Annotated in this window: 26 protein-coding genes; 10 read left to right on the top strand and 16 right to left on the bottom strand. The window is 59.7% G+C overall.

Annotation, left to right across the window (positions count from 1 at the left end):
* Nucleotides 1-71 precede the first annotated feature (71 nt).
* Nucleotides 72-1,139, bottom strand: coding sequence for an ABC transporter substrate-binding protein (locus tag TRP66_RS15035; RefSeq protein ID WP_333404066.1), 1,068 nt, complete (start codon nt 1,137-1,139; stop codon nt 72-74).
* Between the two features lie 350 nt (nt 1,140-1,489).
* On the opposite strand from TRP66_RS15035, the gene TRP66_RS15030 reads away from it, so the two are divergent.
* Entirely contained in the window at nt 1,490-2,212 is a 723-nt protein-coding gene (locus TRP66_RS15030) for a UTRA domain-containing protein (RefSeq protein ID WP_333404064.1), read from the top strand.
* 69 nt (nt 2,213-2,281) lie between these two features.
* Here the strand turns inward: TRP66_RS15030 and TRP66_RS15025 are convergent, their stop codons facing one another.
* The 6 genes from TRP66_RS15025 to minC form a co-directional block, all read right to left on the bottom strand.
* Nucleotides 2,282-2,623 carry a hypothetical protein gene (locus tag TRP66_RS15025; RefSeq protein ID WP_333404062.1) on the bottom strand — a complete coding sequence of 114 codons (342 nt, stop codon included), beginning with the start codon at nt 2,621-2,623 and terminating at the stop codon, nt 2,282-2,284.
* 274 nt (nt 2,624-2,897) lie between these two features.
* The gene (locus TRP66_RS15020) at nt 2,898-4,187 is read right to left on the bottom strand and encodes a M18 family aminopeptidase (protein ID WP_333404060.1); all 1,290 of its coding nucleotides are present in this window, start codon (nt 4,185-4,187) and stop codon (nt 2,898-2,900) included.
* A gap of 125 nt (nt 4,188-4,312) precedes the next feature.
* On the bottom strand, nt 4,313-4,948 hold the full coding sequence (locus TRP66_RS15015) for an RluA family pseudouridine synthase (protein ID WP_333404058.1): 636 nt from the start codon (nt 4,946-4,948) through the stop codon (nt 4,313-4,315).
* 89 nt (nt 4,949-5,037) lie between these two features.
* On the bottom strand, nt 5,038-5,292 hold the full coding sequence (minE, locus tag TRP66_RS15010; RefSeq protein WP_333404056.1) for a cell division topological specificity factor MinE: 255 nt from the start codon (nt 5,290-5,292) through the stop codon (nt 5,038-5,040).
* A complete protein-coding gene (gene minD / locus TRP66_RS15005) occupies nt 5,292-6,104 on the bottom strand; it encodes a septum site-determining protein MinD (RefSeq protein ID WP_333404054.1) in 813 nt (270 codons plus the stop codon). Before minD ends, minE begins: the two co-directional genes overlap by 1 nt.
* A gap of 224 nt (nt 6,105-6,328) precedes the next feature.
* Nucleotides 6,329-7,069 carry a septum site-determining protein MinC gene (gene minC, locus TRP66_RS15000; RefSeq protein ID WP_333404052.1) on the bottom strand — a complete coding sequence of 247 codons (741 nt, stop codon included), beginning with the start codon at nt 7,067-7,069 and terminating at the stop codon, nt 6,329-6,331.
* Nucleotides 7,070-7,190: 121 nt separating this feature from the next.
* Between minC and TRP66_RS14995 the strand changes: the two genes are divergently transcribed.
* Nucleotides 7,191-8,120 carry a lipid A biosynthesis lauroyl acyltransferase gene (locus TRP66_RS14995; protein ID WP_333404050.1) on the top strand — a complete coding sequence of 310 codons (930 nt, stop codon included), beginning with the start codon at nt 7,191-7,193 and terminating at the stop codon, nt 8,118-8,120.
* A 225-nt stretch (nt 8,121-8,345) separates the two neighbouring features.
* On the opposite strand, the gene TRP66_RS14990 is transcribed toward TRP66_RS14995, so the two are convergent.
* Nucleotides 8,346-9,200: a pirin family protein gene (locus tag TRP66_RS14990; RefSeq protein WP_333404048.1), complete on the bottom strand. Its 855-nt coding sequence runs from the start codon at nt 9,198-9,200 to the stop codon at nt 8,346-8,348.
* Between the two features lie 296 nt (nt 9,201-9,496).
* On the opposite strand from TRP66_RS14990, the gene TRP66_RS14985 reads away from it, so the two are divergent.
* Nucleotides 9,497-9,886 (top strand): DUF805 domain-containing protein, encoded by a 390-nt coding sequence (locus TRP66_RS14985; protein WP_333404046.1) that lies wholly within the window; start codon nt 9,497-9,499, stop codon nt 9,884-9,886.
* 90 nt (nt 9,887-9,976) lie between these two features.
* On the opposite strand, the gene TRP66_RS14980 is transcribed toward TRP66_RS14985, so the two are convergent.
* The 3 genes from TRP66_RS14980 to TRP66_RS14970 all read right to left on the bottom strand — a co-directional run bounded on the left by TRP66_RS14980 (nt 9,977) and on the right by TRP66_RS14970 (nt 12,796).
* On the bottom strand, nt 9,977-10,783 hold the full coding sequence (locus tag TRP66_RS14980; RefSeq protein ID WP_333404044.1) for an MlaA family lipoprotein: 807 nt from the start codon (nt 10,781-10,783) through the stop codon (nt 9,977-9,979).
* A complete protein-coding gene (locus TRP66_RS14975) occupies nt 10,776-12,074 on the bottom strand; it encodes a serine/threonine protein kinase (protein ID WP_333404042.1) in 1,299 nt (432 codons plus the stop codon). The genes TRP66_RS14980 and TRP66_RS14975 overlap by 8 nt, the downstream gene beginning before the upstream one ends.
* Nucleotides 12,075-12,430: 356 nt before the next feature.
* Complete coding sequence (locus tag TRP66_RS14970) at nt 12,431-12,796, bottom strand: hypothetical protein (protein WP_333404040.1); 366 nt, start codon at nt 12,794-12,796, stop codon at nt 12,431-12,433.
* A 276-nt stretch (nt 12,797-13,072) separates the two neighbouring features.
* Between TRP66_RS14970 and TRP66_RS14965 the strand changes: the two genes are divergently transcribed.
* The 3 genes from TRP66_RS14965 to TRP66_RS14955 all read left to right on the top strand — a co-directional run bounded on the left by TRP66_RS14965 (nt 13,073) and on the right by TRP66_RS14955 (nt 16,103).
* Nucleotides 13,073-13,927, top strand: coding sequence for a glycine betaine ABC transporter substrate-binding protein (locus TRP66_RS14965; protein WP_333404038.1), 855 nt, complete (start codon nt 13,073-13,075; stop codon nt 13,925-13,927).
* 209 nt (nt 13,928-14,136) lie between these two features.
* Entirely contained in the window at nt 14,137-14,448 is a 312-nt protein-coding gene (locus TRP66_RS14960) for a DUF485 domain-containing protein (RefSeq protein ID WP_333404036.1), read from the top strand.
* Nucleotides 14,445-16,103: a cation acetate symporter gene (locus TRP66_RS14955; RefSeq protein ID WP_333404034.1), complete on the top strand. Its 1,659-nt coding sequence runs from the start codon at nt 14,445-14,447 to the stop codon at nt 16,101-16,103. Before TRP66_RS14960 ends, TRP66_RS14955 begins: the two co-directional genes overlap by 4 nt.
* Nucleotides 16,104-16,164: 61 nt before the next feature.
* Here the strand turns inward: TRP66_RS14955 and TRP66_RS14950 are convergent, their stop codons facing one another.
* Nucleotides 16,165-16,323 carry a DUF3309 family protein gene (locus TRP66_RS14950; protein WP_333404032.1) on the bottom strand — a complete coding sequence of 53 codons (159 nt, stop codon included), beginning with the start codon at nt 16,321-16,323 and terminating at the stop codon, nt 16,165-16,167.
* 312 nt (nt 16,324-16,635) lie between these two features.
* Here TRP66_RS14950 and TRP66_RS14945 point away from each other — a divergent pair, with 312 nt between their 5' ends.
* From TRP66_RS14945 to csrA, 4 genes are all read left to right on the top strand, one after another.
* A complete protein-coding gene (locus TRP66_RS14945; protein WP_333404030.1) occupies nt 16,636-17,046 on the top strand; it encodes a DUF2784 domain-containing protein in 411 nt (136 codons plus the stop codon).
* A 70-nt stretch (nt 17,047-17,116) separates the two neighbouring features.
* The gene (locus TRP66_RS14940; protein WP_333404028.1) at nt 17,117-17,926 is read left to right on the top strand and encodes an SDR family oxidoreductase; all 810 of its coding nucleotides are present in this window, start codon (nt 17,117-17,119) and stop codon (nt 17,924-17,926) included.
* 83 nt (nt 17,927-18,009) lie between these two features.
* On the top strand, nt 18,010-18,342 hold the full coding sequence (locus tag TRP66_RS14935; RefSeq protein ID WP_333404026.1) for a YnfA family protein: 333 nt from the start codon (nt 18,010-18,012) through the stop codon (nt 18,340-18,342).
* A gap of 136 nt (nt 18,343-18,478) precedes the next feature.
* A complete protein-coding gene (gene csrA / locus TRP66_RS14930) occupies nt 18,479-18,676 on the top strand; it encodes a carbon storage regulator CsrA (protein ID WP_333404024.1) in 198 nt (65 codons plus the stop codon).
* Between the two features lie 3 nt (nt 18,677-18,679).
* Here the strand turns inward: csrA and TRP66_RS14925 are convergent, their stop codons facing one another.
* From TRP66_RS14925 to TRP66_RS14910, 4 genes are all read right to left on the bottom strand, one after another.
* On the bottom strand, nt 18,680-18,907 hold the full coding sequence (locus TRP66_RS14925; RefSeq protein ID WP_333404022.1) for a YheU family protein: 228 nt from the start codon (nt 18,905-18,907) through the stop codon (nt 18,680-18,682).
* Between the two features lie 237 nt (nt 18,908-19,144).
* On the bottom strand, nt 19,145-20,344 hold the full coding sequence (locus TRP66_RS14920; protein WP_333404020.1) for an osmoprotectant NAGGN system M42 family peptidase: 1,200 nt from the start codon (nt 20,342-20,344) through the stop codon (nt 19,145-19,147).
* A gap of 113 nt (nt 20,345-20,457) precedes the next feature.
* Nucleotides 20,458-22,206 (bottom strand): N-acetylglutaminylglutamine synthetase, encoded by a 1,749-nt coding sequence (gene ngg / locus TRP66_RS14915; RefSeq protein WP_333404018.1) that lies wholly within the window; start codon nt 22,204-22,206, stop codon nt 20,458-20,460.
* 3 nt (nt 22,207-22,209) lie between these two features.
* Nucleotides 22,210-23,982, bottom strand: a complete 1,773-nt coding sequence (locus tag TRP66_RS14910; RefSeq protein WP_333404016.1) for an N-acetylglutaminylglutamine amidotransferase — start codon at nt 23,980-23,982, stop codon at nt 22,210-22,212.
* Nucleotides 23,983-24,051: the final 69 nt, after the last annotated feature.

Raw genomic sequence — 24,051 nt, 5'->3', positions numbered from 1 at the left:
ATGAGCTTGCCTGGGCAGGGAGTTTGCGGGATCGACTCGGACGAGGCGCTGCTCGCCCGAATCGGCACAGATTAGTTCATCTCGATGATGACCTGCTCGTTCCACTTCTGCGGCAGTGCCTTGGAGGTCTTTTCCCAGGCTTCGGCGTTCTTGATCGGCGTGACGTTCTTATACTGCTCGTTGGGCAGCAGGCTGGATTCGACCTCGGGCGGCAGTTTGACGTGCTCCGCGCGGATCGGCCGGGCATTGCCCTTGGCGAGATTGATCTGCCCGGCGTCGCTGAAGATGTATTCGCGGGTCAGCTTGGCGGCATTGGGGTGCTTGGCGTATTTGTTGATGATGGTGGTGTAGCCCGAAATCACCGAGCCATCGGACGGGATCAGCACCACATAATCTTCGGGCTTGGCCATCTTGGCCTTGTAGCTCAGGCCGTTGAAGTCCCAGACCACGCCGACTTCGACTTCGCCTTTTTCGATGGTCTGAATGGTCGGGTTAGCGAGCGACAGGCGCTTCTGTTGGGCCAGCTCGGTGAACAACTGCAGGCCGGGCTCGATATTGGTCTCATCGCCCTTCATGGCGTAGGCCGCGGCCAGAACGCCGTTGGCGGCCTGAGCCGCGGTGCCGACGTCGCCAATGGCAACCTTGTACTTGCCGGTTTTCAGATCGGCCCAGGTCTTGGGAATCTCGGAGCCGTGCAGCAGGTTCTTGTTGACGATAAAGGCGATTGTGCCGGTGTAGGCGAGTGCCCAGTGACCGTCGGTATCCTTGGCCCAGGCCGGAATCTGCTCCCAGGTGGTGGGTTTGTAGGGCTGGGTCACGCCCTTGGCCGCAGCGATAGGTCCGAAGGCGGCGCCTACATCGCCGATGTCGGCGCTGGCGTTGTCTTTTTCCGCGTCGAACTTGGCGACTTCCTGCGCCGAACTCATATCGGTGTCTGTGTGCTTCAGGCCGTATTTGGCTTGCAGGTCGGTCCAGGTGCCTTTCCAGTTGGCCCACTCGTCCGGCATGCCCACACTGTTGATCACCCCTTCGGTACGGGCCGCCGCTTCAAGGGTTTTCAGATCGGTTTCCGCGGCCATGGCCGCTGTGCTCAGGGCTATGGCCGAGCCGAGGAGTGATGCCAACAGAAGATGTTTCATTCGAAGCTCCTTGTGCAGGTCGATCGATTCAGGTCGTCGCGGAAGATTGGTCTAGGTCAGCAATGTCCGAGCCAAGTTAGGCTTGTTAAATGACACTTTAATGTCCGGTCCCGTTCCGCATGGCTGGCGCGAGCACCATACGTCGGTCGTGAGACAAGCGTAGACCATGGCTAACTGATTGATCTGCGGTTGTTTGCAAGACGCTTGCAGGCACTGAAGCAGCCGACCTAGCGGGTGCTGTCATGCGACAGTCATCTGGGATGCCTAGGCTCCAATCAGCAATGCAGCGATGCGAAGAACATTATCCGGAGCCGTTTAGCGGCACTGGTCTAGTCCAGAATGGAAAGCCGATGCGCCATGAAATGCCACGGGCGGTGAGCGTCATCTGCCAAGCTCTGCGCGAGCAGATCGGCCGCGGGCTGCTCAGGCCCGGCAGTCGGCTGCCGGCAGAGCGCCGGCTGAGCGAGCTGTTCGCAACGACCCGAATCACCCTGCGAGAAGCGCTGGCACAGCTCGAAGCCCAGGGTCTGATCTATCGTGAAGAACGACGTGGGTGGTTCATCTCTCCACCTCCGCTGGTTTACGACCTGATGAGCCGCGGCGAATTCGATGCCAGGGTTCGGGCACAGGGACGTGAGGCACAGACCCGGCTGATCAGCGCGCGCCTGCAGCCGGCGCCGGCCGATATGTGTGAGAGGCTGCAACTGCCAGCACTGTCGAGCGTCATCCAGATATGCCGTGCAAACTCGATCGACGGTCAATCGGTACTCTATGTAGAGCATTACCTGAAACCCGCGTTTTTCCCGGACATCCTGGAGTCTGACCTGACCTGCTCGCTTGGCGGGCTGTACGCCGACCGATACAGGCTGGAGGGCGAGGCGCATGTTGAAATAAGGCCCGTGGCATTGCGCGGCGAGGCGTGTGCCGCGTTGAAGGCGTCCGCTGGCAGCCCGGCGCTGTGTATCTCCAGAATCACCTTTGACAGACACGGCCATCCTGTTGCCTGTGACATGGAGTACTGGCGGCACCATGCAATCCGGGTCTGCGCTGTAATTGCCCCAGACGCAAGATGAAGGCCCGCCGGCGGACCTTCATGCTTATTGCGCCAGAAACGAGGCGACGACGTCGTTGAGGCTGGACATTTATTTCGAGATCAGCACTTCAACAGCTTCCGAGTCGCCTACACCGCTGACGTGATACCAGACTTTGAAGGTTTCCCAGCCGCTGTAAAAGTTATCGTGGGCAACTATATAAGTCTTGGGTTCGATCGGGCTGCTGATAGTTTCGATAACCGGGAAAGTAAGCACTGGACCTTCAGGCTTTCCTTCCCAGGGCACACTGATCCGATCGCCTTCTTTCATGGAGGGATAAACGGGGATGGTAACTATGACCCCGCGCCTGATGCTGTCCATGCTCAAAGTGCCGTCGGTGTTCAACTGCGGCAACGACGGGGCAGGCAGCAATGATCTGGATTCTTTATTCATGATGATTTCCTTATTCGCTCGATTTAGTGTGTATCCACACCCCGCAACATCCGGGTTCCCGGTATGTTCATGACAGGATGTAAGTTGGAGCGAACAGGATATCGGTATGTCCGTCAACAAGAATGCGTGACGAATCTGGAGTTTATTGGGTAGGAAATTACTGTAAGTTTTTGCGCTTGGAGACTTAAGAGGCCACTGCGCAGATTGGCTCACGAAAACTGAGCGCCGATAAGCGCGCCGGGGTCAGGGGCGCGCTCAATGTACGGCAGGGCGGTCAGGGCAGCTCGCGACTGGCGTAGAACGCCGAAAGCACCTTCACCAGATGTGCCAGGTCGTGGCTGCCCGCCAGCTCCCGGATAGAGTGCATGGCGAAGGTCGGCAGGCCGATGTCGACGGTGCGGATCCCCAGATGGCTGGCGGTGATCGGGCCGATCGTCGAGCCGCAGGACATGTCACTGCGAACCACGAAGCTTTGTACCGGCACTTCCTCGGCCATGCACAGATGACGGAAGAATCCGGCGGTTTCGCTGTTGGTCGCGTAGCGCTGGTTGTTGTTGACCTTGATCACCGGACCGGCATTGAGCTTTGGCCCGTGATTGCCGTCATGCTTGTCGGCGTAGTTGGGGTGCACGCCGTGAGCGTTGTCGGCCGAAATCAGCAGGGATTTCTGAATGGTGCGCACATAGTCTTCGCCGCTCGGCAGCAGGCGCTGGATGATCTGTTCCAGCATCGGGCCGTCCGCGCCGCAGGTCGACGACGAACCGACTTCTTCGTGGTCGGTGCAGACCAGCAGCACGGTTTCCTCGATGTCGCTGTTGAGCAGTGCCTGCAGGCCGGCGAAGCACGACAGCAGATTGTCGAGCCGGGCGCCGGCGAGGAAGTCGCCATGCAGTCCGACCACCGCCGCGCTCTGGGTGTCGTAGAAGCTGAGTTCGTAATCGAGCACCACGTCGGCGTTCAAGCCGTGCTCGCGTGCCAGCTGGTCGGTGAGCAGCGCACGGAAATCCGCGCGTTCGTCGCCGGCAACCTGGGCCAGGATCGGCGGCAGTTCGTTCTGTGGATTGATCGGCCAGCCATCGTTCGCGGCGCGGTTGAGGTGAATCGCCAGGTTCGGAATGATCGCGATGGGCAGCTTGAAATCGATCAGCTGGCTTTCGACCCGGCCGTCGCGCCGGAAGGTGACCCGGCCGGCCAGCGACAGATCGCGGTCGAACCAGGGGGCCAGCAGCGCACCGCCGTAGACTTCCACGCCCAGTTGCCAGAAGCCCTGGCGTTGCAGTTCGGGCTGCGGCTTGACCCGCAGGCACGGGCTGTCGGTATGGGCGCCCACCATGCGGATGCCGCCGATCAGCGGCGACTGCCGGCCCATGCGGAAGGCCACGATGGACGAATCATTGCGCGTGACGAAATAACGCCCGCCGGTTTCGACCGACCAAGTGTCACGTTCGTCCAGACGCTGGAAACCGGCGGCTTCCAGATGCTGAACCAACGTTGCGGTGGCGTGGAACGGGGTGGGAGAAGCCTTGAGAAAATCGATCAGGCCTTGGTTCAGCTCTTCGCGCATAGATAGCTCCAGACAGCAATGGCGCAAGTCTACCGTATTGGCCGGGTTGCGACACGGGATGAAAGGCGTGTCGGCCGGTTGCGTCAGCCCCTATCGCCAGCAAGCTGGCTCCTACAGGTTTGGCCTCAGAACGGCGCCGGGCACTCGAATCTCAGGCGCTCGCCGCTGACCGGGTGGGTGAAGCACAGCATGCTGGCATGCAGGCACAGCCGCGGGTACGCCGCCAGGGCTTCAGGGTGTGCATAGAGCCCGTCCCCCAGCAGTGGATGCCCGATGGACAACATATGCACGCGCAATTGATGGGAGCGGCCGGTGATCGGCGTCAGTTCGACGCGGCAATGAGTGTCATGACGCTCCATCACCTTCCAGAAGGTCAGCGCATGCTTGCCGGCCTCATGGTCCACGACATGGCGGGGTTTGGTCGGCGGGTCGTAGCGCAAGGGCAGGTCGATGCTGCCGCTGTCCAGCGTCGGTTGGCCCCAGCACAATGCGGTGTAGGCTTTTTCGGTTTCCCGATCATGAAATTGCCGTGACAGCTCGCGATGAGTATCAGGGTCGCGCGCCAGCAGAATGATGCCGGAAGTTTCCCAGTCAAGCCGGTGCACGATGCGGGCTTCGGGGTAGCCGTTTTCCTGCAGGCGGGTAATCAGGCAGTCCTTGTTGTCGTCGGCGCGGCCGGGCACGGAAAGCAGCAGGGTGGGCTTGTCGATCACCAGGATCGCGGCGTCCTGATGAATGATGCGAATGTTGGACAGCGGCATGCAACGGCCTCGAAGCACTTGAAACGACAACGGCGGCAAGCGCGTCATTCCGGAAGAATGACACGCTTGCCGCCGCAAGCGACTGCCGATCAGCGATCGGGCAGGGTGATGTTGAGTTCCAGAATCGAACAGCTGCCCTGGTTTTCCAGAGCGACCTGCACCTGATCGGACTCGATGGCGACGTACTTGCGGATCACTTCCACCAGCTCTTTCTGCAGGGCAGGGAGGTAATCCGGCGTGCTGCGCTGACCGCGTTCGTGCGCCACGATGATCTGTAGACGCTCTTTCGCGACCGAAGCCGTCGTCCCTTTCTTGCGATCGCGAAAGAAGTCAAAAATGTTCATTAATTACCCCCGAACAGGCGTTCAAAGAATCCTTTCTTCTGCACATCCAGGAACCGATGTTCCCGGTCTTTACCCAGCAGACGGTCTACGGCATCGCTGTAGGCCTGGCCGGCGTCGCTCTGGTCGTCCAGGATCACCGGGACACCCTGGTTGGAAGCCTTGAGCACCGCCTGGGATTCAGGAATTACGCCGAGCAGGGTCACGGCGAGAATTTCCTTGACGTCTTCGACGCCGAGCATTTCGCCCTTGCTGACGCGCTCAGGGTTATAGCGGGTCAACAGCAAGTGTTCCTTGATCGGGTCCTCGCCGTTCTCGGCGCGACGCGATTTGCTTGCCAGCAGGCCCAGCATGCGGTCGGAGTCACGAACCGACGAGACCTCCGGGTTGGTCACCACGATGGCTTCGTCGGCGAAATACATCGCCAGGTGCGCGCCGGTTTCGATACCGGCTGGCGAATCGCAAACGATGTACTCGAACGACTGCTTGAGTTCCATGAGGACTTTTTCGACGCCGTCCTTGGTCAGCGCTTCCTTGTCACGGGTCTGGCTGGCGGCCAGCACGTACAGGCCTTCGATCTTCTTGTCCTTGATCAGGGCCTGTTGCAGGTTGGCTTCGCCGTTGACGACGTTGACGAAGTCGTAAACCACGCGGCGCTCGCACCCCATGATCAGGTCCAGGTTACGCAGGCCGACGTCGAAGTCGACAATGACAGTCTTGTGGCCGCGCAATGCGAGGCCGGTACCGATGGCGGCGCTGGTGGTGGTCTTGCCCACACCACCCTTGCCGGATGTAACCACGAGAATCTTGGCCAAGGTGAATCACCCCTAGAGGAAAAGGACATGCAGTCCCTGAAGAGCATCCTTGACGCGGCGTTAAGCGAAGAGTGAAGGAATCGGGCAGTTTGCCCCGTCGACAGCGCGCTGCGCCGTCAACGGTTTGTGCATCAATGGAGAAAGTGCGTTTCTCCCATTCCCTACAGCCAATACAACGTTTTCGCGACGAATCAGAGATGCTTTGAAAATTGCGGCAGTATCCGTTAAAGCCGGATGATGTTCAACACGTCGCCGGACAGGCTGATCTGGACCGGCGAACCCCAGAGCGGGTCTCTGCGCAGGTCTTCCGAGACCTTGTATTGCCCGGCGATGGAAACCAGTTCCGCGCTCAGTTGCTGACAGAATATCCTGGCTTTGGAGTCGCCCTTGATGCCGGCCAGCGCTCGGCCGCGCATCGGGCCGTAAACATGGATGTTGCCATCGGCCAGAAGTTCCGCACCGGGGCTGACGGGAGCCACCACGACCAGGTCGCCGCCCTGGGCATAAATCTGCTGGCCGCCGCGCACCGGTGCCGTGATGATGCGGGTCGGCTTGACCACAGGCTCAGGCGGCTTTTCCGGAATCGGCTTGGGGGCAGGGGCCTCGACCGGCTCCAGCGGACGCTCGCGGGCGCCCGAGGGCGGCAGCACCGGCAGATCGACGGCGATCGCCGCGGCGATGTCCTCGATCCGGCTGGCGCGTATCGCCAGCGTGCGTAGTCCGTGCTGGCGACAGACGCGAACCAGACCGGGCAGATCCACCGAACCTTCGCCGGCAGCGAGCTTGTCCAGCGCTAGAATCAGAGGCGTGTTGCTGAAGAAGTTGGGGGCCTGTGCCACTTTCGCCGCCAGTTGCCGGTCCAGCGCATCCAGATCGGAGCGGGCCAGTTCCATCACCGTGATGGCGAGCATGCTGCCCTTGAGCTGAAATACGGGGTCCGGGTTTTGCGATTCAGTCTGGCTCATGGTCGGTATACACAACAGCTTGTCGCTAAAAGTGCCGAGACTTATAACGAGATCGCCCGCAGCCCGCAAGCCGCCTCGAACCGTTGTAGAATGCGCGGCCTTTGTTTTGACGGAAGCCCCAATGGATCGCCCGCGTTTTCAAGCCCGTTTTTTACACCCCCGTTTCTGGCTGCTGTGGCTGGGGTTGGGCCTGCTCTGGCTGATCGTGCAGTTGCCGTTTCGCGTCCTGTTGATGATCGGCCGCGGCCTGGGCGCGGTGATGTATCGGGTTGCCACTGATCGAAAACATATCGCCGCGCGCAATCTTGAACTGTGTTTCCCTCATCTCACCCAGGCTCAGCGCACGGCATTGCTCAAGGAAAACTTCGCGTCCACCGGTATCGCATTCTTCGAAATGGCCATGAGCTGGTGGTGGTCACGTCGTCGTCTGGAAAAGCTGGCTCATGTGGAAGGGCTTGAGCATCTGCGCAATGCTCAGCAAAAGGGCGAGGGTGTGATCCTGATGGCGATCCACTTCACCACGCTGGAGATCGGCGCCGCCTTGTTGGGACAGAAACACACCATTGACGGCATGTACCGTGAGCACCGCAACCCGTTGTTCGATTTCGTCCAGCGTCGCGGTCGCGAACGGCACAATCTCGATTCCCTGGCTGTGGAGCGCGAGGACGTGCGCGGCATGCTCAAGCTGCTGCGCGCCGGTCGCGCCATCTGGTACGCGCCGGATCAGGACTATGGCGCCAAACAGAGCATTTTCGTGCCGCTGTTCGGGATTTCCGCCGCCACCGTGACCGCGACCAGCAAATTTGCCAAGCTCGGTCGCGCCCAGGTGGTGCCCTTCACCCAGGAGCGCCTGGCCAATGGCACCGGTTATCGGTTGGTGATTCACCCGCCGTTGCAGGATTTTCCAGGTGAAAGCGATGAAGCGGACTGCCTGCGGATCAACCAGTGGGTAGAGCAGGCCATCACCGAATGCCCGTCGCAATATCTCTGGGCGCACCGACGTTTCAAAAGCCGTCCAGAGGGCGAGCCGGGGCTTTACGGCAAGGGCTGAATCGCCAGCAAGCTGGCTCCCACTCGCGGCTAAAGGCGCTCCTACCAGCGCAATACAGTCCGTAGGAGCGGATTCATCCGCGATCTGCCGCGAAGCGGCAGCCAATAAGACGACGCGGGGAATCAGGCAAACCGTGTCAGTGCCTATCGCCAGCAAGCTGGCTCCCACACAACCCGTGGGAGCCAGCTTGCTGGCGATGAACCAAAACGCTTCCGGCCAGACGCATCAAGCCGTCAACCGATCATCCCGGAAATCCCGCAGCGCCTGTTCGATCTCCTCGCGGGTGTTCATCACGAACGGGCCGTATTGCACGATAGGCTCACCCAGCGGCTTGCCGGCAATGAGCAGCACGCGGGCACCGGTCCGGGAAGACAGGCGCACGTCGCCATGCTCACCCAGCCGCGCCAGACGACTGGCTCCGACCGACTGCGGACAGCCTTCCAGCTCTACGGTCCCTTCATACACATACAGCAACACCCGATGACCGCCCGGCACGCGAGGGCTGATGGCACTGCCGGCCGGCAGGTGGAAATCGAAATACAGCGGCTGGGTATCCGGACGCTGGACCGCGCCGGCCTGACGAGACTGTCCGTCGTCGAACTCGCCGGCGATCACCACCACGTCGACGCCGTCGGCAGTGGTCAGGCGCGGAATGTGCTCAGGCTGGATATCCTGGTAACTGGCGTCGCCCAGCTTGTTCTTGCCCGGCAGGTTCAGCCAGAGCTGGAAGCCGCGCATCACGCCTTCTTCCTGCTCGGGCATCTCGCTATGAATAATGCCGCGCGCCGCAGTCATCCACTGCACGCCGCCGCCCTGCAGCAGACCGACATTGCCCATATGATCTTCGTGACGCATACGACCTTCGAGCATGTAGGTCACGGTCTCGAAGCCACGGTGCGGATGGGGCGGAAAGCCGGCGATGTAATCATCCGGCTTGTCGGAACCGAACTCGTCGAGCATCAGGAAGGGGTCGAACTGCTCGACGCCCGGGCCACCGAAAACACGGGTCAGGCGCACGCCGGCGCCATCGGAAGCGGGCTGGCCGGCTTGAATGGAGAGCACTTTACGAAACTGAGTCATCGCGTGGGACTCCTGAACAATGGGGGAATGGTCGTCATGATAGGCGCATGGATCCGAACGATGGTCTCGATTTTCTGGGTGGAATGATCGGCTTTCTGGATGCTTCCCGCGCCTCATCGGCTTAAAGCCCTCCTTAATGTGGAAAATTCCTTTCAAGGCAGTGAAGTTTCCTGCTTCCTAGGAAGGCTAGTTCCTACATCTACGAATTTTTATCTCTATATATTAGTTGCCTGCGTATCGCCAGGGTCTGCGACAGATCAAAATTGGTCGGTCATTATTGTTAATTTGGATATGGGGTGAAAGTGCGAATCATCTGGAATTTATACAAGCAGTCTTTTACATTGCAAGGACGCTCTTCGAGAAAAGAGTTCTGTGTCTTTTATCTCTTTACGACATTATTGCATATTAGTGCTGTGGCGCTTGATGTGCTGTATTTTGGCTTGGAATTCAAGGGCGAGTTTACGCCAACGCTTCTATTCAGCTTTCTGCTGACGATCCTGCCCCTTTTCTCGGTCAGCGTCCGTCGTCTTCACGATATAGGCCTCAACGGTTGGTATCTGCTGCTGCACCTGATTCCATTCGTGGGCTGGCTCATCACCTTGATGATACTTGTACGCAGCGGTACCGAAGGCGATAACGAATACGGTCCTCAGCCGGGAGCCAGCGCGATGCACTTGAAGATTTAGTGTTCAGACGAGAGTGCGCAATCAGCGCCTCAACCGATCACAAACGAAAAGGCCAGCCTCATCGGGCTGGCCTTTTCACTTGCAAGTGGATCATTCCGCAATCTGCAACTTGCGCGACTCGGTGTAAACGTAACGCACTTTCTCGTATTCGAACGGCGAGTTCAGCTGGCCATAGCGGAAGCTGGTGACGTAACGACGGTCGATGGCCCGCAGCAGCGTGATTTCCGGATGATCGTCGCTGACGTCAGCCACGTTCAGGAAGTTGATTTGTTGCTCGGCCGTGTAGTCGACCAGCAGCCCGCCGGTGTCACGCAGGTTCGATGGCCCGAACAGCGGCAGCACCAGATACGGGCCGGCCGGTACGCCATAGAAGCCCAGGGTCTGACCGAAGTCCTCGCTCTGGCGCGGCAGGCCCATCATGGTTGCCGGGTCCCAGAGGCCGGCGATGCCGATGGTGGTGTTGAGCAACAGACGACCGGTGGTCTGCAGAGAGCGCTGGCCCTTGAACTGGAACAGGCTGTTGAGCAGGTTGGGAACGTCGCCCAGGTTGCTGAAGAAATTGCTCACGCCCGAGCGGACAAAGCCTGGGGTAATGTAGCGATAGCCGTTGACGACGGGCAGGAATACCCACTCATCGAACCGGTAGTTGAAGTGATAGACGCGGCGGTTCCAGGATTCCAGCGGGTCGTAGACCTCAAGGGCGTTGATGGAAGCGCGCTCGAATTCGCGCTGGTCCAGCCCTGGGTTGAACTGCAGGGCCTTGAGAGGCTGGGTGAAACCGTCGGCATCGACCTGCCGGGTGACGGTCGCCGGATGTTCGGCGCGGTTGTCCGCATCATCGGCCTGAGCAGTTGCGGCGCAAAGCAGGGCAGCGAGAAGGAGAAGACGTTTAGCCACGGAAAAACTCCAGCATGGCGTCGCTGTTGACGCGGTAATTGATGTTGCCGCAATGGCCGCCGTACGGATAAACGGTCAGGCGATCGCCGAAAGTCTTGCGCAGAAAGCCCAGATCGCCGGAACCGAGGATCACGTCATCGGCGTTGTGCATGACCGCGATCTTGCTGCTGCCTTGCAGGTAATCCTTGAGCGCATACAGGCTGACTTGATCCACCAGTTGCAGCAGGCTGCCGCCGTCGGTGCGGGCGCGCCAGCTCGGGATCACTTGTTCGGTCAGGTAGCAGTCGAAGTCGCATTGCAGCGCGCGCTTGAGAAACGGCGACAGGCTGGTGCCTTCGGTGATCGGGAACTTGGGAGGGGTGATCAGGCCGCGGCGGTTGATCAGGTCGGAGGTGAACGCGATATCGGCGGAGGAGAAACGGAACGACGTACCGATCAGCATCGCCATCTGTTCGTTGGTCAGATGTTGCTTGGACTGCTGGAAGTCATACAGCAAGGCGTCGTTGAGGTCGATGTAACCCTTCTGCCGGAAGTAACGGGTCAACTTGGCGAGTACCAGCTCATAGAAGGTCGTGGTGTTGTTGATCCCGTTCACATGAGTCTGCACCAACTTGTCGAGGTTGCTGATCGAGGTGTAAAGGTTTACCGGCGGGTTGAGCAGCAGCACTTTCTTGAAGTTGAAACTGCGGCGCGTTTCATCCAGCTGGCTGACGAACGCGGCATTGAGCGCGCCCAGGCTGTAACCGGTCAGGTAAAAATCGGTGATCGGCAGGTCAACATGCTGTGCGCGGACCGCCTGCATCACCCGGTACAAGTCCTCGGCATCGTCCTTGGAAATGCCTGGCGTCGCATAGCGCGAAGCAGAGCTCATGAAGTCATAGCTGGTCGGCGAAGACAGCTGCACGACATGGTAGCCGGCGCCGTAGTACAGCTTCTTGAGGAATTCGTTGAGGGTGCTGTTATAGGGCGCGCCGGTTCCGGCGATCAGAAAGATCAGGGGGGCGGCATGATCCTGGCGCGCGAGACGGTAGTGCAGTTTCTTCACTGCCCAAAAGTTGTCCGGCAGGGTGAATTCGCGTTCCGGGCGCAGGTTGAGCGAGTACACGTCCTGATCGATATCATCCTCGGCAGGCAGCTTGGGACGCAGATCCGGAGGCGTGGTCGCGATGGTCGCTTCGAACGGGTTAGTCAGCGGATAACCATAGGTGGCGGCGTCGACATCGGTCGCCAGAGCGGACGCACTCATACAGAGGCCACCGATCACGGTAGCGAAGCGCAGAAAACGGAGCATGACTAAATCCCTTGGGAAAGAAGTGCTGATGAAATACGCAGCCTATGACCACAGGTGTAGTGCCAAAGTGCCGCATGCACAGGCAAACCTTTGGCGGCAGGGCAAGACGATACACGCTCTGTGAATCCTGCAATGCACGAATGTGATTTTTTTCGGAAGGGAGGGACGTCGGACACGGTGGCACCAGATAACACAAAGGAGAGCCAAGGCTCTCCTCCAATGTGTCGTTCGCATGCTCTTTTTATTCTTATAGGGCGGCCTGTTCTTGTTGTTGGCGGCGCATCCCTTTACTGCGTTGTTGTGCGGCCCCCATCCGGGGCCAAGAGCAAACGTATTTTTTTGAGCGCTGATTCACTTCAATCACGTGTCTGCACAACATCATGATCCAGCCGGTCCGGGAGCTGCCTTGAGGCAGTTTTATTGTTCTCTGTCCGGTTGCGGGCACCTGTGCCAGCGAGCCCTGTGAAGCTATCCACTCCAAAAAAATCTGTTAGCTGCGCCTCTGTCCGTGTTGTTCTTGTTATGTCAGAGCCGTACGTGTTGTTCTTATTGGTGTGCTGCACATTTGTTGTTTTTGTTGTGCCAGAGAGATAGCAGAAGCTGTGCCAACTTTTCAGATCCCTTTTAAAAACAACGGGTTGTCGGTTTTTCAGCATGGTCGTACCCATCGATAATGTGCCGATCTGTTCCCGTGCTACCCGTTCACCTGTGCGTTCGGACACGTTCGGTAACACCGAGTGTTTCCCATGCGCGCTGCCACGTGCGCTACGAGGGCGCGCCCCGCGTCCATGCCTTGATGTCGTTCACCATTGCATCGAGGTCGTAGCCAGACCATGCCGTTTCGCCACTCGGGTTGATGATCGGAGCGCAGCTTCCATGCTTGCTGCAACGACCAAAACGTGAAGGGCCGGGCCACCGCGACCGGCGGCGCCCAGGCGATGAAAACAACGTTAACCAGGCCCGACTCCGTCGGCACGTGACTTGTGGGGGAATCGATAATGAAGATCCGTAACATTCTGGGCGTGGGCGCCGCTCTGGTGCTGGGCGTCAGCTCCACGCTGGCCGTTGCTCAAAGCAAAACCGTGACCATCGGTTACGTCGAAGGCTGGTCCGACAGCGTCGCGACCACTTTCGTGGCATCCGAGGTGCTCAAGCAGAAACTGGGTTACGACGTCAAATTGCAGTCCGTGGCGGCGGGGATCATGTGGCAGGCGGTTGCCACCGACAAACTCGACCTTATTCTTTCGGCCTGGCTGCCGGCGACCCACGGTGAGTACTACAGCAAATACAAGGATCAGGTGGTCAATTACGGGCCCAACTTCAAAGACGCCAAGATTGGTCTGATCGTGCCTGAATACGTGAAGGCCAAGACCATCGAGGATCTCAAGACCGACGAGTCTTTCAAGAAGAAGATCACCGGCATCGACGCAGGCGCGGGTGTCATGATCAAGACCGACCAGGCCATCAAGGACTATGGGCTGGACGGTTACAAGCTGCAGGCCAGTTCCGGTGCCGGCATGATCGCCGAATTGACCCGGGCCGAAAAACGCAATGAATCCATCGCCGTGACCGGTTGGGTGCCGCACTGGATGTTCGCCAAATGGAAACTGCGCTTCCTTGAAGATCCGAAAGGCGTGTATGGCGCGGCTGAGACCGTGGATAACGTCGCCAGCCGTAACCTTGAGAAGAAAGCGCCAGAGGTGGCCGCTTTCCTGAAGAAGTTCCAGTGGGAATCCAAGGACGAAATCGGTGAGGTGATGCTCGCCATCCAGGACGGCGCCAAGCCGGAAGCCGCCGCCAAGGCGTGGGTCGTCAGCCATCCGGAGCGTGTGGCAGCCTGGACTTCCAACTGACCTGTCATCCCCTCTGTTCATCGACCGCCCGCGCCTGACCCGGGCGGTCTTCATCTCTGCGTGTCATGCTCGGCATGTTTTGCCGGCAGCCCGCCTGTCCATCGCCATGTGATCAATGTCGCTCTAATACTAAGGTCGTCTGGAGTGCCGCCCGCGCCCGACTAAAGTGGATTACGCGACATCTCATCTGTGCTGCGAGGACAAAAACAATGAACGACAGCATTTACCTTTCGATTCAAAACAGCCCGCGCTTCAAGGAGCTGGTATCAAAAAGAGAGCGGTTCGCCTGGATTCTTTCAGCGATCATGCTCGGGCTGTATGCGGCCTTCATCCTTCTGATCGCTTACGGCCCCCATATTCTGGGTGCCCGGATCAATCCGGAATCGACCACCACCTGGGGCATGCCCATTGGGGTCGGTCTGATCATTTCGGCCTTCGTGCTGACCGCCATCTACGTTCGTCGTGCCAACGGGGAATTCGATGAGCTGAACAACGCGATCCTCAAGGAGGCACAGCAATGATCCGGCGCCTATCAGCAGCATTCGGCCTGGCCGCGTTTGCTCCCACGTTGTGGGCAGCGGACGCGTTGACTGGAGCTGTGCAGAAACAACCGTTGAACATCTCGGCCATCGTCATGTTCGTCGCGTTTGTCGCCTTCACTCTCTACATCACTTACTGGGCTTCCAAAAAGAACAAGACCGCATCGGATTATTATTCGGCCGGGGGCAAGATCACCGGATTCCAGAACGGCCTGGCCATTGCCGGCGACTACATGTCGGCGGCGTCCTTCCTGGGTATCTCCGCGCTGGTATACACCTCGGGATATGACGGGCTGATCTACTCGATCGGCTTTCTGGTGGGCTGGCCGATCATTCTGTTCCTGATCGCCGAGCGCTTGCGCAACCTGGGCAAGTACACTTTCGCCGACGTGGCGTCCTATCGCCTTGGGCAGAAACAGATCCGGACACTGTCGGCATGCGGCTCGCTGGTGGTGGTGGCGTTCTACCTGATCGCGCAGATGGTCGGCGCCGGCAAGCTGATCCAGTTGCTGTTCGGCCTGGACTACACCGTAGCGGTGGTGCTGGTCGGTATCCTGATGTGTCTCTACGTGCTGTTCGGCGGCATGCTGGCGACCACCTGGGTGCAGATCATCAAGGCGGTGATGCTGCTGTCCGGCGCGTCCTTCATGGCACTGATGGTGATGAAGCACGTCGGCTTCGACTTCAACACGCTGTTCTCCGAGGCGGTCAAGGTTCACCCCAAAGGTGAAGCGATCATGAGCCCCGGCGGCCTGGTGAAAGACCCGATTTCCGCTTTCTCGCTGGGCCTGGCGCTGATGTTCGGTACTGCCGGCCTGCCGCACATCCTGATGCGCTTCTTCACGGTGAGCGATGCCAAGGAAGCCCGTAAATCGGTTCTGTATGCCACCGGCTTCATCGGCTACTTCTACATCCTGACCTTCATCATCGGTTTCGGCGCGATCCTGCTGGTCAGCACCAACCCGGCGTTCAAGGACGCGGCAGGCGCGTTGCTGGGCGGCAACAACATGGCGGCGGTGCATCTGGCCGACGCGGTGGGGGGCAGTCTGTTCCTGGGCTTCATCTCGGCCGTAGCCTTCGCAACCATCCTGGCAGTCGTCGCCGGTCTGACCCTGGCCGGTGCCTCGGCGGTGTCCCATGACCTCTATGCCAGCGTGATCAAGGCAGGCAAGGCCAACGAAAAGGACGAGATCCGTATCTCGAAGATCACCACCATCGCTCTGGCGGTCGTGGCCATCCTGCTGGGTATCGCCTTTGAAAGCCAGAACATTGCCTTCATGGTAGGCCTTGCCTTCTCCGTGGCGGCGAGCTGCAACTTCCCTGTTCTGCTGCTCTCCATGTACTGGAAGAATCTCACCACCCGCGGCGCCATGATCGGCGGCTGGATGGGCTTGATCAGCGCAGTCGTGCTGATGATCCTTGGCCCGACCATCTGGGTGCAGATTCTGCACAACCCTAAACCCATCTTCCCGTATGAGTATCCGGCGCTGTTCTCCATCATCATCGCCTTCGTCGGGATCTGGTTCTTCTCCATCACAGACAAGTCGAAAGCGGCGGAAGGCGAGCGTGCCTTGTTCTTCCCGCAGTTCGTCCGGTCGCAGACAGGCCTGGGCGCCAGTGGCGCGGTGTCACACTGATTGTTGCAGCCATGAAAAAAGCAGCCCTCGGGCTGCTTTTTTTATGCGACGTTCCAGATCGTCATATCCTGCCGAGCAATACCAGAATCAGCAGAATGATCAGGATGGTACCGATGATGCCGGACGGGCCGTAGCCCCAGCTGCGCGAGTGCGGGAAGACCGGCAGACCGCCGATCAGCAACACGATCAAGACGATGATCAGAATAGTACCGATACCCATGATGAGTTCCTTTTTAAAAGTTCTTCGGGCCAGCTGCAAGTCACCGCCAGTACTGAAAGAGTACGAGATCAAGTTGCCTTGCTTGTAATATCCGACTCTGGGCGGAGAGCAAAGGTTCTGGAAGGTCAGGTTATTTTTTTACAGTTTGAAATAACTCGTCGGTTGCGGTTGATGATTTTTTAAAACATTGGTAGCACTTCTAAACAGGCGCGCGGGCTGGGCTTTCTGCTGTCGGAAAGTTTGAACTTAACATTGCGTCTAGAGTCTTCCGCGCATACTTTCACGCCGCACCCCTCGTTTCTGGAAAGTGCAATGTTCTATCGCCTGGCAGCCGACACCGTCGTCCTTTTCCATCTGGCATTCATTGTCTTCGTGCTGGCGGGTGGTCTCTTGGTACTGCGCTGGAAATGGCTGGCGATAGTGCATGTGCCGTCGATGATCTGGGGCGCGGTGGTGGAGTTCTTTCACCTGTACTGCCCGCTGACTCCGCTGGAGAACCGTCTGCGAGCCTTGGCGGGCGAGCAGGGGTATGCCGGTGGATTCATCGAGCATTACGTCCTGGCGCTCATTTACCCCAGCGGGCTCACGCCACAGGTACAGCTCTGGCTTGGCAGTGTGGTCGTGCTGGTCAACGTGCTGGTCTATGGCATCTTGGCAGCGCGATTGTTTAGACTGCGCAGGTCATCGTCCGCCACGGTTTGCCCCAGGCATTCAGACAGGTGATGGTGCGTTGCGAGCTGGTTCCAGTGTTTACACTCGATGACAGTCACAGGCAGACGAGAGCGGGGTTGCAATGCACGATCGGATGATGATTACCGGCGCAGGCTCGGGGCTGGGCCGCGAGATTGCGCTGCGCTGGGCACGGGAAGGCTGGCGTCTCGCGCTTTCGGATATCAACGATGCCGGCCTGCTGGAAACCCTCAGCCTGGTTCGCTTGGAAGGCGGCGACGGGTTCACGCAGCGATGCGATGTGCGCGATTACAGCCAGTTGATGGCGCTGGCCCAGGCCTGTCAGGAGCGCTTGGGCGGTATCGACGTCATCGTCAATAACGCGGGTGTCGCTTCAGGCGGTTTCTTCAGCGAATTGTCTCTGGAAGACTGGGACTGGCAGATCGCGATCAACCTGATGGGCGTCGTGAAAGGCTGCAAGGCGTTCCTGCCGATGCTTGAAGCCAGCAAAGGGCGAATCATCAACATAGCCTCGATGGCCGCGCTCATGCAGGGGCCGGCGATGAGCAATTACAACGTCGCCAAGGCAGGCGTGGTCGCCCTGTCCGAAAGCCTGCTGGTCGAACTGCGCGAACTGGAAGTTGACGTGCATGTGGTCTGTCCTTCGTTCTTTCGCACCAATCTGCTGGATTCGTTTCGCGGTCCGACGCCAGCCATGAAGGCGGAAGTGGGCAAGTTGCTGGACGGCTCACCCATTTCCGCCAGTGAAATCGCCGATTACATCTACGAGCAAATTCAGCAGGGTCAATTCATGATTCTGCCCCACGAAGACGGGCGCGCGGCCTGGGAGCTCAAACGCCGGCATCCCCAGGCCCTGTACGACGAGATGAGCACCCTTTGCGCAAAGATGCACGCCAAGGCCAGGCGGGGATGAACCGGGAACAGCCGGCGCCTGTCTCGGCCGGACTTTTCTGCTAGGGTTGCGCGCATCATTGCCGTCCGAAGAGAAGTTTGCCGGTGCTCAACTATGTGTGGTTTTTCCTTGCGGCGCTGTTCGAGATATTTGGCTGCTACGCGTTCTGGCTCTGGTTGCGCCAAGGCAAGAGCGCGTTGTGGGTCATTCCCGCGCTGCTCAGCCTGACGCTGTTTGCCCTGTTGCTGACTCGCGTCGAAGCCGCATATGCCGGCCGCGCCTACGCAGCCTACGGCGGAATTTATATTGTGGCGTCGATTGCCTGGCTGGGACTGGTCGAAAAAGTCCGTCCGCTGAATTCCGATTGGCTGGGTGTCGCGCTGTGCGTGGCGGGGGCGACTGTCATTCTGCTGGGACCGCGCTGGTCGGCGTCCTGAATGACTGCAAAGTAGGAAATTTCGTTCGGTCGTGTCCGATACGCTTGAAGGGCATTACTGATTTGTCCGCGCCGCATTGAAGCGCTATCAGGTGCCATGCAACCTGTGCTCTTTCCGATAACAGGAGTGCAGAAAAATGCTGGTACTGACGCGGGATGTAGGCGAAACCTTTTCCATCGGTGAGGAAATCACCCTGCAGATTCTGGGCGTGAACGGCAACCAGGTCCGGCTGGGCATCGATGCACCCAAGAACATCAAGATCCATCGAGCTGAAGTGTTCAAGCGTATTGCCAACAAGCAGGCAGGGCACGAAGGGACTCGCGCTGGCGCTTGAAGATCAGTCGAAGTATTCCCTGGGGACGTCGTGCTTGAGCATCAACTGGCACTGCTGACTTTCAAGGTCGAAGAAGATCACGGCCTGACCCTTGCTCAGGGCATGGCGCACGCGCAGCACGCGGGTCTGCAGCGGAGTGTCGTCGCCATTGTCGGTCCCGTCGCGAGTCACGAAATCCTCGATCAGACGGGTGAGGGTGTCGGGTTCAAGCTGGTCGTGGGGAATGAGCATGAGGGTTCTCGGATGTTCAGCCCCGGCATGATAGTGCCGGGGTTGGCGTTGGTGCAATTTGTATGGATATACCAACCACTTTGTAGGAGCCAGCTTGCTGGCGATCTGCCGCAAAGCGGCAGTAAAACCGGGCGGCCCGATTTATCAGGCCAATCGCTTTATCGTTCCTTTACCAGCAAGACGAATCGCCAGCAAGCTGGCTCCTAGGCCCAATAAAGTGGTGGCGATCACACCACCTCAGGACCCCTCTTCGCGATGCTGTCCGATCAGGCTGTCCACCGGCGGTACGCGGGTGTCCGACTCCATCTGCGCATCGTGCTCCAGTTGATGGCTGAACCGCTCCAGAGAACCCTGGGCCGGTTTGGCATCGCTGGCGAAGACTGGCGGGCTGAGCATGTAGGCGCTCAGCAATTTGCTCAACGCGGCCAGACTGTCGATGTGCGTGCGCTCGTACCCGTGGGTCGCGTCGCAGCCGAAAGCCAGCAGCGCGGTGCGGATGTCGTTGCCGGAGGTCACGGCCGAGTGCGCGTCGCTGAAGTAGTAGCGAAACAGATCTCGACGCACCGGCAGCTCGCTTTCCCTGGCCAGACGCAACAGATGGCGTGACAGGTGATAGTCATAGGGGCCGCCGGAATCCTGCATCGCCACGCTCACCGCATGCTCGCTGGAATTCTGGCCGGGCGCGACCGGGGCGATATCGATGCCGACGAACTCGCTGACATCCCAATGCAACGCACCCGCCGCGCCAGTGCCGGTTTCCTCGGTGATGGTGAACAGGGGGTGGCAGTCGATCAAAGGTTCGACGCCGCTGTCCACGATCGCTTTCAGCGCGGCTAAAAGCGCCGCTACGCCAGCCTTGTCGTCCAGGTGGCGAGCACTGATATGGCCGCTTTCGGTGAACTCGGGCAGCGGATCGAACGCTACGAAATCACCGATGCCGACGCCCAGGGACTCGCAGTCGGCGCGGGTCGCGCAGTAGGCGTCCAGCCGCAGCTCGACGTGATCCCAACTGATGGGCATTTCATCGACGGCAGTATTGAAGGCATGCCCGGACGCCATCAGCGGCAGCACGCTGCCACGAATGATGCCGGTATCGGTGAAGACGCTGACGCGGCTGCCTTCGGCGAAGCGGCTGGACCAGGTGCCGACGGCGGCCAGCGACAGGCGGCCGTTGTCTTTGATTTCGCGCACGATGGCGCCAATGGTGTCCAGGTGCGCGGAGACGGCGCGGTCGGGGCTGTTCTGCCGACCCTTGAGCGTGGCGCGAATGGTGCCACGCCGGGTCATCTCGAACGGAATGTCCAGTTCTTCCAGGCGCTCGGCGACGTAGCGCACGATGGTGTCGGTAAAGCCGGTAGGGCTTGGGATCGCGAGCATCTCCAGCAGGACTTTCTGCAGGTAGTTCAGATCCGGATCGGGAATCTTCGTTTCGGACATGAAAAGCTCCTCTGGCTACGGCTTGGATTTAAGAGGGTGTTTACAAAAACCCCGAAACGCGAACCAGGGCCGATGCCCTGGTTCGCTGGGTAAAGCGCGTGATGAATGATGTATCAGGCGTGCACGGGCTGGCTGTGCGGAAACAACAGGTCGACGAAACGCTCGGCGGTGGGCTGCGGTTCATGGTTGGCAAGACCGACCCGTTCGTTGGCCTCGATGAATACGTACTCCGGTTGATCGGCGGCAGGCACCATCAGGTCCAGACCGACCACCGGGATATCCAGCGCACGCGCAGCGCGGATAGCCGCATCATGAAGCACCGGATGCAGGATCGCAGTGACGTCTTCCAGACAACCGCCGGTATGCAGATTGGCAGTACGCCGTACCGCGAGCTTTTCATCCATAGGCAGGATAGTCGAGTAATCGTAGCCCGCTTCGCGAACCGTCCGCTCGGTTTCCTCGTCCATCGGGATCTTGCTCTCGCCATCGGTGGCGGCGGCGCGACGGCGGCTCTGGGCTTCGATCAGCTGCTTGATGGTATGACGACCATCACCAATGATCTCGGCGGGCCGCCGGATCGCGGCAGCCACCACTTCGAAGCCGATCACCACGATGCGCAGATCCAGCCCTTCGTGAAAGCTTTCCAGAATCACCCGTGTATCGAACTGACGCGCTCGCTCGATTGCGCTCTGCACTTCCTCGATGCTGGTCAGGTTCACCGCAACGCCTTGGCCTTGCTCGCCATCCAGCGGCTTGACCACAACGCGGCCGTGCTCTTCGAGAAAGGCCAGATTGTCATCGGGAGTTGCGGCGCGCTGCTGGGCGGGGAGATTCAGCCCGGCGGCCTTGAGCGTGCGGTGAGTCAGGCTCTTGTCCTGGCACAAAGTCATGCTCACGGCGCTGGTCAGGTCGCTGAGCGATTCGCGGCAGCGGATGCGGCGGCTGCCGTAGCTCAGGGTGAACAGTCCGGCATCGGCATCGTCGACATGTACGTCAATGCCACGGCGGTGAGCTTCTTCGACGATGATCCGCGCGTAGGGGTTGAATTCTGCCTGCGGGCCGGGCCCGAGAAACAGAGGCTCGTTGATGCAGTTCTTGCGCTTGATCGCGAAGGTCGGCAGGTTGCGGAAACCGAGCTTGGCATACAGCGCCTTGGCCTGATGGTTGTCATGCAGCACCGACAGATCCAGGTAGCTCAGGCCGCGGCTCATGAAATGCTCGATCAGATGACGAACCAGCACCTCGCCCACACCGGGACGGGTGCATTGCGGATCGACAGCCAGGCACCACAGGCTGCTGCCTTTTTCCGGGTCATTGAAGGCTTTCTGGTGATTGAGCCCCATCACGCTGCCGATGATCGAATTGTTGCTCTCGTCCTCGGCCAGCCAGTACACCGGACCACCCTGGTGGCGTGGCGTAAGCAGCGTGTGGTCGATGGGCAACATGCCCCGCGCCAGGTACAGGTTATTGATCGCCTGCCAGTCCGATTCGCTCTGCGCGCGTCGGATGCGAAAGCCGCGGAACACGCGATGCGCCGGGCGATAGTCGCTGAACCATAGGCGCAGGGTGTCGGAAGGGTCGAGGAACAACTGTTGCTGGGAGTGCGCCAGCACCTGCTGCGGCGCGGCCACGTAAAGGGCAATGTCGCGCTCGCCGGCCTTCTCGTTGAGCATTTCCTCGGCCAGCGCCGCCGGGTCAGGGTAGGTATGCCCGACCAGCAGCCGACCCCAGCCGCAGTGCAGCGCCAGAGGGTGGTCGTCGGGATGACGACCGTCCTCGGCAAAGCGTGCCTGTAACCGCTCATAGGAGGGCGACTGGCCGCGCAGCAGGCGCTGACTGTAATTGGTCGCATTCTGCTTCATGATTCAGAGTCCTTGCTCGCTGAGCCACAGGTTCAGCGCTGCCAGTTGCCACAGCTTGGAGCCGCGCAACGGCGTGAGTTGACCCTGGGGATTGGTCAGCAATTTGTCGATCATCGACGGGTTGAACAGGCCGCGATCCTGGCTCGGATCGACCAGCAGGTCGCGTACCCAGTTCAGGGTGTCGCCTTCAAGGTGCTTGAGGCCCGGAACCGGGAAGTAGCCTTTCTTGCGGTCGATCACTTCGGATGGAATGACCAGTCGCGCGGCTTCCTTGAGCACGTGCTTGCCGCCATCGGGCAACTTGAATTGGCCTGGAATCCGGGCGGACAGCTCGACCAGACGGTAGTCGAGAAACGGCGTACGCGCTTCCAGACCCCAGGCCATGGTCATGTTGTCGACGCGCTTGACCGGGTCGTCCACCAGCATCACGGTGCTGTCCAGACGCAGTGCCTTGTCCACCGCCGCATCGGCGCCAGCTTGCGCAAAATGCTCGCGTACGAAATCGCCCGCTGCGTCATTGGCGGTCAGCCATTTAGGCTGAACGGTTTCCGCATATTCGGCATAACTGCGGTCGACGAACGCATCGCGGTAAGCCGCGACCGGGTCGGCCGCGCCGTCGACTTGCGGATACCAGTGGTAGCCGGCGAAGAGTTCGTCCGCGCCCTGGCCGCTTTGCACGACTTTGCAGTGCTTGGCGACTTCACGGGACAGCAGGTAGAACGCGATGCAGTCATGGCTGACCATCGGCTCGCTCATCGCCCGGAAGGCAGCGGGCAGCTGTTCGATGATCTCGCTTTCCTGGATACGCAGCTGATGATGTCGAGTGCCGTAATGACGGGCAATCAGGTCCGAGTACTGGAACTCGTCGCCACGCTCGCCGCCGGCGTCCTGGAAACCGATGGAAAAGGTCGACAGATCCTCTACGCCGACTTCGCGCAACAGGCCGACCAGCATGCTCGAATCGACACCGCCGGACAGCAGCACGCCGACATCCACGGCCGCGCGCTGACGGATGGCGACTGCTTCACGGGTGCTGTCCAGCACGCGATCACGCCAGTCTTCCAGAGTCAGATTCTTCTCATCCTCATGGGGGCCATAAGGCAGTGTCCACCAGACTTTCTGCTCGACCTTGCCGCTGGCATCGACACGCATCCAGGTGGCGGGGGGCAGCTTTTCCACCCCGGCCAGCAGCGTGCGCGGCGCGGGCACCACGGCATGGAAGTTCAGGTAGTGGTTGAGCGCCACCGGGTCCAGCATCCCGCTGATGTCACCGCCCTTGAGCAGCGCCGGCAGTGAAGAGGCAAAGCGCAGGCGCTTTTCTGTCTTGGAGAAATACAGCGGCTTGACGCCAAGGCGGTCGCGGGCGATGAACAGCTGACGGCTGTCGCGCTCCCAGACGGCGAAGGCGAACATGCCGTTGAGCTTGGGCAGCATGTCCGCGCCCCAGGCGTGGTAGCCCTTGAGCAGCACTTCGGTGTCGCCGCCGGAATGAAACGCGTAGCCCAAACTTTCCAGCTCGGCGCGCAGTTCGGGATAGTTGTAGATCGCGCCGTTGAACGCCAGCGACAGGCCCAGATGGCTGTCGATCATGGGTTGGGCGGAGCCGTCGGAGAGATCCATGATCTTGAGCCGACGATGACCAAGGGCAATCGGCCCCTGGCTATGAAAACCCCACGCGTCCGGGCCGCGAGGCGCCAGCTCGTGAGTGATGCGTTCTACAGCGGCAAGGTCCGCTGGTTGATGGTCGAAACGTAGTTCACCTGCTAATCCGCACATAATTCCTTACCGGGTTTCCGTTGGGGATGTGCCGGCCCGAGGCGCGGTCACTCAGAAACTGACCCGAAG

It is taken from the genome of Pseudomonas sp. JDS28PS106, from assembly GCF_036706555.1.
Taxonomy (GTDB): Bacteria; Pseudomonadota; Gammaproteobacteria; order Pseudomonadales; family Pseudomonadaceae; genus Aquipseudomonas.
The sequence above is the reverse complement of the archived record's forward strand: the minus strand, read 5'-3'. Positions and strand labels throughout refer to the sequence as shown.